Source organism: Bacillus tuaregi (genome assembly GCF_900104575.1).
Taxonomy (GTDB): domain Bacteria; phylum Bacillota; class Bacilli; order Bacillales; family Cytobacillaceae; genus Bacillus_BD; species Bacillus_BD tuaregi.
The window spans coordinates 4,325,948-4,334,665 of record NZ_LT629731.1 but is presented as its reverse complement, the minus strand read 5'-3'; the positions used below and the strand labels follow the sequence as shown (position 1 = coordinate 4,334,665).

At 40.1% G+C, this 8,718-nt stretch carries 17 protein-coding genes; all 17 read left to right on the top strand.

From position 1 onward, the window contains the following. Nucleotides 1-101 precede the first annotated feature (101 nt). The 17 genes from tuf (at nt 102) to rpsH (ending at nt 8,710) form a co-directional block, all read left to right on the top strand. Nucleotides 102-1,289 (top strand): elongation factor Tu, encoded by a 1,188-nt coding sequence (gene tuf / locus BQ5321_RS23355; protein ID WP_071396718.1) that lies wholly within the window; start codon nt 102-104, stop codon nt 1,287-1,289. 419 nt (nt 1,290-1,708) lie between these two features. Next, on the top strand, nt 1,709-2,017 hold the full coding sequence (gene rpsJ / locus BQ5321_RS23350; protein WP_071396717.1) for a 30S ribosomal protein S10: 309 nt from the start codon (nt 1,709-1,711) through the stop codon (nt 2,015-2,017). A 36-nt stretch (nt 2,018-2,053) separates the two neighbouring features. After that, on the top strand, nt 2,054-2,683 hold the full coding sequence (gene rplC / locus BQ5321_RS23345) for a 50S ribosomal protein L3 (protein WP_071396716.1): 630 nt from the start codon (nt 2,054-2,056) through the stop codon (nt 2,681-2,683). Nucleotides 2,684-2,708: 25 nt separating this feature from the next. Continuing rightward, nucleotides 2,709-3,332, top strand: coding sequence for a 50S ribosomal protein L4 (gene rplD / locus BQ5321_RS23340; protein ID WP_071396715.1), 624 nt, complete (start codon nt 2,709-2,711; stop codon nt 3,330-3,332). Beyond that, entirely contained in the window at nt 3,329-3,616 is a 288-nt protein-coding gene (gene rplW / locus BQ5321_RS23335; protein WP_187143807.1) for a 50S ribosomal protein L23, read from the top strand. The genes rplD and rplW overlap by 4 nt, the downstream gene beginning before the upstream one ends. A 29-nt stretch (nt 3,617-3,645) precedes the next feature. Next, on the top strand, nt 3,646-4,476 hold the full coding sequence (rplB, locus tag BQ5321_RS23330) for a 50S ribosomal protein L2 (RefSeq protein ID WP_071396713.1): 831 nt from the start codon (nt 3,646-3,648) through the stop codon (nt 4,474-4,476). 60 nt (nt 4,477-4,536) lie between these two features. Further along, entirely contained in the window at nt 4,537-4,815 is a 279-nt protein-coding gene (gene rpsS / locus BQ5321_RS23325) for a 30S ribosomal protein S19 (RefSeq protein WP_071396712.1), read from the top strand. Between the two features lie 18 nt (nt 4,816-4,833). Beyond that, the gene (gene rplV / locus BQ5321_RS23320; RefSeq protein ID WP_071396711.1) at nt 4,834-5,175 is read left to right on the top strand and encodes a 50S ribosomal protein L22; all 342 of its coding nucleotides are present in this window, start codon (nt 4,834-4,836) and stop codon (nt 5,173-5,175) included. 3 nt (nt 5,176-5,178) lie between these two features. Continuing rightward, nucleotides 5,179-5,835: a 30S ribosomal protein S3 gene (rpsC, locus tag BQ5321_RS23315; protein WP_071396710.1), complete on the top strand. Its 657-nt coding sequence runs from the start codon at nt 5,179-5,181 to the stop codon at nt 5,833-5,835. Nucleotides 5,836-5,837: 2 nt separating this feature from the next. Then, nucleotides 5,838-6,272: a 50S ribosomal protein L16 gene (gene rplP, locus BQ5321_RS23310; RefSeq protein ID WP_071396709.1), complete on the top strand. Its 435-nt coding sequence runs from the start codon at nt 5,838-5,840 to the stop codon at nt 6,270-6,272. Beyond that, a complete protein-coding gene (gene rpmC, locus BQ5321_RS23305) occupies nt 6,262-6,465 on the top strand; it encodes a 50S ribosomal protein L29 (RefSeq protein ID WP_003351417.1) in 204 nt (67 codons plus the stop codon). The genes rplP and rpmC overlap by 11 nt, the downstream gene beginning before the upstream one ends. 19 nt (nt 6,466-6,484) lie before the next feature. Further along, complete coding sequence (gene rpsQ / locus BQ5321_RS23300; RefSeq protein WP_071396708.1) at nt 6,485-6,748, top strand: 30S ribosomal protein S17; 264 nt, start codon at nt 6,485-6,487, stop codon at nt 6,746-6,748. A gap of 40 nt (nt 6,749-6,788) precedes the next feature. Beyond that, nucleotides 6,789-7,157, top strand: coding sequence for a 50S ribosomal protein L14 (gene rplN / locus BQ5321_RS23295; RefSeq protein WP_071396707.1), 369 nt, complete (start codon nt 6,789-6,791; stop codon nt 7,155-7,157). A gap of 35 nt (nt 7,158-7,192) precedes the next feature. Further along, nucleotides 7,193-7,504, top strand: coding sequence for a 50S ribosomal protein L24 (gene rplX, locus BQ5321_RS23290; protein WP_071396706.1), 312 nt, complete (start codon nt 7,193-7,195; stop codon nt 7,502-7,504). A gap of 26 nt (nt 7,505-7,530) precedes the next feature. Next, entirely contained in the window at nt 7,531-8,070 is a 540-nt protein-coding gene (gene rplE, locus BQ5321_RS23285; protein WP_071396705.1) for a 50S ribosomal protein L5, read from the top strand. Nucleotides 8,071-8,095: 25 nt separating this feature from the next. Beyond that, nucleotides 8,096-8,281: a 30S ribosomal protein S14 gene (rpsN, locus tag BQ5321_RS23280; RefSeq protein WP_001085700.1), complete on the top strand. Its 186-nt coding sequence runs from the start codon at nt 8,096-8,098 to the stop codon at nt 8,279-8,281. A gap of 30 nt (nt 8,282-8,311) precedes the next feature. Continuing rightward, the gene (gene rpsH, locus BQ5321_RS23275) at nt 8,312-8,710 is read left to right on the top strand and encodes a 30S ribosomal protein S8 (protein ID WP_071396704.1); all 399 of its coding nucleotides are present in this window, start codon (nt 8,312-8,314) and stop codon (nt 8,708-8,710) included. Nucleotides 8,711-8,718: the final 8 nt, after the last annotated feature.

Here is an 8,718-nt window from a genome sequence, read left to right as displayed (position 1 = left end):
AGTATAACTACTTATGTAAGTTTGATAGCTGTGGGAAGGGGCCCCTTCCTTTCGGCAGAAAATATACTTAAATTTACCTATATTAAAGGAGGATTTTCCTAATGGCAAAAGCTAAATTCGATCGTACAAAGCCACACGTTAACATTGGTACAATTGGTCACGTTGACCATGGTAAAACTACTTTAACAGCTGCAATCACAACTGTTCTTGCAAAAGCAGGCGGTAGTGAAGCACGCGGATATGACCAAATCGATAACGCTCCTGAAGAAAAAGAGCGTGGAATCACAATCAACACTTCTCACGTTGAGTATGAAACTGAAAATCGTCACTATGCACACGTTGACTGCCCAGGACACGCTGACTATGTTAAAAACATGATTACTGGTGCTGCGCAAATGGACGGCGGTATCTTAGTAGTATCTGCTGCTGACGGCCCAATGCCACAAACACGTGAGCATATCCTTCTTTCTCGTCAAGTAGGTGTACCATACCTTGTTGTATTCATGAACAAGTGTGACATGGTTGATGACGAAGAATTATTAGAATTAGTAGAAATGGAAATCCGTGACCTACTATCTGAATATGATTTCCCTGGTGATGACATTCCTGTTATCAAAGGTTCTGCACTTAAAGCTCTTGAGGGTGAAGCAGAATGGGAAGAAAAAATCATCGAGCTTATGGCTGCTGTTGATGAATATATTCCAAACCCAACACGTGACACTGACAAGCCATTCATGATGCCAGTTGAGGATGTATTCTCAATCACTGGTCGTGGAACAGTTGCAACTGGTCGTGTTGAGCGTGGACAAGTTAAAGTCGGTGACGTAATCGAAATCATCGGTTTAACTGAAGAGCCAAAATCAACAACTGTAACAGGTGTTGAAATGTTCCGTAAGCTTCTTGACTATGCTGAAGCTGGAGATAACATCGGTGCGCTTCTTCGTGGGGTTGCTCGTGAAGAAATCCAACGTGGCCAAGTATTAGCTAAGCCAGGTTCAATTACACCACACACAAAATTCAAAGCACAAGTATATGTTCTTTCAAAAGAAGAGGGTGGACGTCACACTCCATTCTTCTCAAACTACCGCCCACAGTTCTACTTCCGTACAACTGATGTAACTGGTATCATTCAACTTCCTGAAGGTGTTGAAATGGTTATGCCTGGCGATAACATCGAAATGACAGTTGAGCTAATCGCTCCTATCGCTATTGAAGAAGGAACTAAGTTCTCTATTCGTGAAGGTGGCCGTACAGTAGGCGCTGGATCAGTAGCGACTATCTCTGAGTAATAATGAAATAAAAAAAACAGATGGGCAACTGCCTATCTGTTTTTTTATTTTATTTTATTTATATGACTATACACATTCTTTCACCCGTTTCTATCTTATATAATGAAGAAAAATATATGTAATCAGTTCAATTTCCAGTCAGACAAAATATAGGCAAGAGTACCAATCTAAAATACTATATTCAAGCTTGAAATTTATCATATAACCCATTATAATAGGAAAAGTGTTCAAGAGATAAAGAAAAAAATATTTGTTATTGCTTTTCTTTATTCTTTTCTGTATAATAGACAATGTTGGTCTTCGACTGCGATGATGCAGGAGGTTGCCGACACACCCGGCCGCTTTGCCATGGCGAGTGTGTTGGGATATTTCTGCGGAGAAATGTCTATTTTAAAATAGGCGATAAAGGAGGGAAAATAATGGCAAAACAAAAAATCCGTATCCGTCTTAAAGCATATGATCACAGAATTCTTGACCAATCTTCCGAGAAGATTGTTGAAACTGCGAAACGTTCAGGTGCAGCTGTATCTGGTCCGATTCCACTACCAACTGAGAAGTCTGTATACACGATCTTACGTGCGGTTCACAAGTATAAAGATTCTCGTGAACAATTTGAGATGCGTACACATAAGCGTTTGATTGATATCATCAATCCAACACCACAAACTGTTGATTCATTAATGCGTTTGGATTTACCATCCGGCGTTGACATTGAAATTAAACTTTAATAAATATAATAACTTAGAAATCAGGAGGTGTGACTAATGACCAAAGGAATCTTAGGAAGAAAGATCGGTATGACTCAAGTATTTGCTGAGAACGGCGACCTTATCCCAGTAACAGTTGTTGAAGCTGGTAATAACGTAGTTCTACAAAAGAAATCAGTTGAAACTGATGGCTACGAAGCAGTTCAAATTGGTTTTGAAGATAAACGCGAAAAGCTTTCTAACAAACCTGAAAAAGGACATGTTTCTAAAGCGAGTACTGCTCCTAAGCGCTTCGTTCGTGAATTCCGCGGCGTAGACTTAGCAGCTTATGAAGTTGGTCAGGAAGTCAGTGTTGATATTTTCGCAGAAGGCGATGTAATTGATGTAACAGGTGTATCTAAAGGTAAAGGTTTCCAAGGTGCAATCAAGCGCCACGGACAATCTCGCGGACCTATGGCACACGGTTCTCGTTATCACCGTCGTCCTGGATCAATGGGTCCAGTTGCTCCAAACCGTGTATTTAAAGGTAAATTACTACCTGGACGTATGGGTGGAGAGCAAGTAACAGTGCAAAACCTTGAAATCGTAAAGGTTGACGTTGAACGTAATCTTTTATTAGTTAAAGGTAATGTACCAGGAGCTAAAAAAGCTCTATTAAAAATCAAAAGTGCGGTTAAAGCAAAGTAATTAAATTGGAAAGGAGGAAATTAGAATGCCGAAAGTTGATTTATTCAACCAAAACGGTTCAAAAGTAAGTGAAATCGAACTTAATGAATCAGTATTTGGAATTGAACCTAACCAACATGTGCTATTCGAAGCTGTAGTAATGCAAAGAGCATCACTACGTCAAGGTACACATAAAACTAAAATCCGTTCAGAAGTTGCTGGCGGTGGACGTAAACCATGGCGTCAAAAAGGAACTGGACGTGCTCGTCAAGGATCTATCAGATCACCACAATGGCGTGGAGGCGGTACTGTATTTGGACCAGTACCACGTAGCTACAGCTACAAATTACCAAAAAAAGTTCGTCGCTTAGCAATCAAATCTGCGTTATCATCTAAAGTGTTAGATGCTAACCTAATGGTATTAGAAAGTCTTGCTTTCGATACTCCAAGAACAAAAGACTTTAAAGGTGTACTAAATGCACTTTCAGTTAATTCTAAGGCGCTAATTGTTACTGCTGACCTAGATGAGAATGTAGCATTATCTGCTCGCAACCTTCCTGGTGTAACAGTCCTTACAGCTAACGGAATTAATGTATTAGATGTTTTAAATCATGATAAGTTAATCATGACTAAAGCAGCAGTTGAAAAAGTAGAGGAGGTGCTTGCATAATGGATGCTCGCGATATCATTAAGCGCCCCGTTATTACTGAACGTTCTACTGATTTAATGGCCGATAAGAAATACACTTTCGAAGTCGACGTTAAAGCAAACAAAACTCAAGTTAAAGATGCGGTTGAAGAAATCTTTGGTGTGAATGTTGAAAAAGTAAACATCATGAACTATAAAGGTAAATTCAAGCGTATGGGTAAATTCGGTGGTTACACTAACAAGCGTCGTAAGGCAATCGTTAAGCTAACTGCTGACAGCAAAGAAATTGAAATCTTTGAAGCATAAATTATAAATAAGACGAGGAGGGAATAAGAATGGCGATTAAAAAGTACAAACCTACCTCCAACGGACGTCGCGGAATGACAACTTCTGATTTTGCTGAGATTACTACTGACAAACCAGAAAAGTCATTATTACAGCCTTTAAAAAGAAAAGGCGGCCGTAACAACCAAGGTAAGTTAACAGTTCGTCATCAAGGCGGTGGCCATAAGCGTCAATATCGTGTAATCGATTTTAAGCGTGATAAAGATGGCATACCAGGACGCGTTGCTACAATTGAATATGATCCAAACCGTTCTGCGAACATCGCATTAATTAATTACGTAGATGGAGAAAAGCGTTATATCCTTGCTCCTAAAAACCTTGTAGTAGGTTTAGAGATTATGTCTGGCCCTGAAGCTGACATCAAAGTAGGAAACGCACTTCCACTTGCAAATATACCAGTTGGTACAGTAATTCATAATATCGAACTTAAGCCAGGTAAAGGCGGACAATTAGTTCGTTCTGCAGGTACATCTGCACAAGTACTTGGTAAAGAAGGTAAATACGTTCTTGTTCGTTTGAATTCTGGAGAGGTTCGTATGATCCTTGCAACTTGTCGCGCTACTGTTGGTCAAGTTGGTAATGAGCAACACGAACTTATCAACATCGGTAAAGCAGGTCGTTCTCGTTGGTTAGGCAAGCGCCCGACTGTTCGTGGATCTGTTATGAACCCTAACGATCACCCACACGGTGGTGGTGAAGGACGTTCACCAATCGGACGTAAATCACCTATGTCTCCATGGGGCAAACCAACCCTTGGTTACAAAACTCGTAAGAAAAACAACAAGTCAGATAAATTCATTGTTCGTCGTCGCAAAAAATAACGGGGTTGACCTACGGTTCAACGATAGGACCGTAGAGCAATCACGAAGGGAGGTTCAAATATGGGTCGCAGCTTGAAAAAAGGACCTTTTGTTGATGGGCACTTAATGACAAAGATCGAGAAACTTAACGAATCAAATGGTAAGCAGGTTGTAAAAACTTGGTCTCGCCGTTCTACGATCTTCCCACAATTCATTGGGCATACTATTGCTGTTTATGATGGTCGTAAACATGTACCTGTATATATTACTGAAGACATGGTTGGACACAAACTTGGAGAATTCGCTCCAACACGTGCATACAAAGGCCATGGAAATGACGATAAGAAAACAAGACGTTAATGAGAGGAGGGCATTTCAATGCAAGCTAAAGCTGTTGCAAGAACAGTTCGTATTGCTCCTCGTAAAGCTCGTTTAGTCGTAGATTTAATTCGAGGAAAGCAAGTTGGCGAAGCAGTAGCCATTTTAAAACTTACTCCTAAGGCTGCTTCTCCGATCGTAGAAAAGGTATTAAATTCAGCTATGGCAAACGCCGAGCATAATTATGAAATGGACGTTAATAATTTAGTTGTAGCACAAGCTTTTGTTGACGAAGGACCGACAATGAAACGTTTCCGTCCACGTGCACAAGGCCGAGCTAGCCAAATTAACAAGCGTACTAGTCATATCACAATCGTTTTATCAGAAAAGAAGGAGGGATAATTAGTGGGTCAAAAAGTAAATCCAGTCGGTTTGCGTATCGGTGTCATCCGTGATTGGGAGTCAAGATGGTACGCAGGTAAAGACTATGCTGATCTATTACACGAAGACATTAAAGTTCGTGAGTATATCGCGAAGCGTTTAAAAGATTCTTCAGTTTCTAAAGTTGAAATTGAACGTGCTGCTAACCGTTTAAATATTACTATCCACACTGCAAAGCCTGGTATGGTAATCGGTAAAGGCGGAACTGAAGTTGAAGCACTACGTAAAGCGTTGAACTCACTTACTGGCAAACGTGTTCATATTAATATACTTGAAATCAAGAAAGCTGACATCGATGCGAAATTGGTTGCGGAAAATATTGCTCGTCAATTAGAAAACCGTGTATCATTCCGTCGTGCTCAAAAACAAGTAATTCAACGTGCGATGCGCGCTGGTGCAAAAGGTATCAAAACAATGGTATCTGGTCGTCTAGGTGGTGCTGATATCGCTCGTTCTGAGTCTTATAGCGAAGGTACTGTTCCTCTTCATACATTACGTGCTGATATCGATTATGCTACAGCAGAAGCTGATACAACATACGGTAAGCTTGGCGTAAAAGTATGGATCTACAAAGGTGAAGTCCTTCCTACAAGAAAGAATACTGAGGAAGGAGGCAAATAATTATGTTATTGCCTAAACGCGTAAAGTATCGTCGTGTACACCGTGGAAAAATGCGCGGTCAAGCAAAAGGTGGAACTGAAGTAACTTTCGGTGAATTCGGTCTTCAAGCACAGGAAGCATCATGGATTACTAACCGCCAAATTGAAGCTGCCCGTATTGCAATGACACGTTATATGAAACGTGGTGGAAAGGTTTGGATTAAAATCTTCCCTCATAAGCCTTACACTGCAAAACCTCTAGAAGTACGTATGGGATCCGGTAAAGGTGCTCCTGAAGGTTGGGTTGCAGTTGTTAAACCTGGCAAAATAATGTTCGAAATCGCAGGTGTTTCTGAAGAAATCGCTCGTGAAGCATTACGTCTTGCAGCACACAAACTTCCTGTTAAGTGTAAGTTTGTAAAACGAGAAGAAATTGGTGGTGAATCAAATGAAAGCTAATGAAATTCGTGACCTTACCACTGCAGAAATTGAACAAAAAGTAAAATCTCTTAAAGAAGAGCTTTTCAATCTACGCTTTCAATTGGCGACTGGACAACTTGAAAACACAGCTCGTATTCGTGAAGTACGCAAAGCGATTGCTCGCATGAAAACTGTGATTCGTGAAAGAGAGATCGGCGTCAATAATCGATAAACCGAGAGGAGGTTCATAAATGAGTGAACGTAACCAACGCAAAGTTTACACAGGACGTGTTGTTTCTGACAAAATGGATAAAACCATCACTGTTATTGTTGAAACGTATAAAAAACACCCTCTATACGGTAAACGCGTAAAGTACTCTAAAAAGTTTAAGGCTCATGATGAGCAAAACGTTGCAAAAACTGGCGATATCGTCCGTATCATGGAAACTCGTCCATTATCAGCTACAAAACGCTTCCGCTTAGTAGAAGTAGTAGAAAAAGCTGTTATTATATAATAGTTCGGAATATGGTTAATCCCGAAGGGAGGTTACACAAATGATTCAACAGGAAACACGTTTAAAAGTTGCTGACAACTCTGGTGCCCGTGAGGTTCTTACAATTAAAGTCCTTGGTGGCTCTGGCCGTAAAACTGCTAACATCGGTGATGTTATTGTATGTACAGTAAAACAAGCAACACCAGGTGGCGTTGTTAAAAAAGGCGACGTTGTAAAAGCTGTTATTGTTAGAACGAAGTCTGGTGCACGTCGTAATGACGGAACCTACATCCGTTTTGATGAAAATGCATGTGTTATCATCCGTGACGATAAGAGTCCACGTGGAACTCGTATCTTCGGACCTGTCGCACGTGAATTACGTGATAGCAACTTTATGAAGATCGTATCTCTAGCTCCAGAAGTACTATAATTTAAAATTAATTGCCTTTAAGGAGGTGCAAACAGATGCATGTGAAAAAAGGTGATAAGGTAATGGTCATCTCTGGTAAAGATAAAGGCAAAACAGGTGTAATTCTTGCTGCTTTCCCTAAGAAAGATCGCGTTCTAGTTGAAGGCGTAAATATCGTTAAGAAGCACTCTAAGCCATCTCAAATGAATCCGCAAGGCGGAATCTTTAACCAGGAAGCACCTATTCATGTATCAAACGTTATGCCTATCGATCCGAAGACCGGTGAACCAACTCGTGTAGGTGTAAAAGAAGTAGACGGTAAAAATGTACGTTATGCAAAAAAATCCGGTGAAGTTCTAGATAAATAGTCAAATGAAGAAGGGAGGTACAATGAATGAGCCGCCTAAAAGAAAAATTTGTTAAAGAAATTACTCCTGCTTTAGTAAGCAAGTTTAACTATAATTCAGTAATGCAAGTACCAAAGATCGAAAAGATCGTTATTAACATGGGTATTGGTGATGCAGTACAAAATGCGAAAGCACTTGATAATGCAGTTGAGGAATTAGCATTAATCACTGGTCAAAAGCCACTTGTGACTCGTGCTAAAAAATCAATCGCTGGTTTCCGTCTTCGTGAAGGTATGCCAATCGGTGCGAAGGTAACTCTTCGCGGAGAGCGCATGTACGAATTCTTCGATAAATTAGTTTCAGTTTCTCTTCCACGTGTACGTGACTTCCGTGGTATTTCTAAGAAGTCTTTTGATGGTCGTGGTAACTATACACTAGGAATTAGAGAACAATTAATTTTCCCTGAAATCGATTATGATAAGGTCAGCAAAGTACGTGGTATGGATATCGTAATCGTAACTACTGCTAATACTGATGAAGAAGCACGTGAACTTTTAACTCAATTCGGAATGCCATTCCAAAAGTAATCTCTAAATAGAGGGAGGCGAAAACGTGGCTAAAAAGTCAATGATTGCGAAACAAAAGCGCACGCCAAAATTTAAAGTGCAAGAGTATACTCGTTGCGAACGTTGTGGACGTCCACACTCTGTATACCGTAAATTTAAGCTTTGCAGAATTTGTTTCCGTGAATTAGCATATAAAGGACAAATTCCTGGTGTTAAAAAAGCAAGCTGGTAAAACCCCAAACTGGGAAGGAGGTAAAATAAAATGGTCATGACAGATCCAATTGCAGATTTGCTTACTCGTATTCGTAATGCAAATATGGTTCGTCACGAAAAGTTAGAAGTTCCTGCTTCTAATCTTAAGAAGGAAATTGCTGAAATTTTAAAGCGTGAAGGTTTCGTTCGTGACGTTGAATACATTGAAGATAACAAACAAGGTATTATTCGCATTTTCTTAAAATACGGTGCTGGCAATGAGCGTGTAATCACTGGACTTAAACGTATTAGTAAGCCTGGTCTTCGCGTTTATGCGAAAGCTGATGAAGTACCTCGTGTACTTAACGGTCTTGGTATCGCATTAGTATCTACTTCTCAAGGAGTTCTTACTGATAAAGAAGCTCGTGCTAAACAAGTAGGCGGAGAAGTACTAGCGTACGTTTGGTAATAGATTTT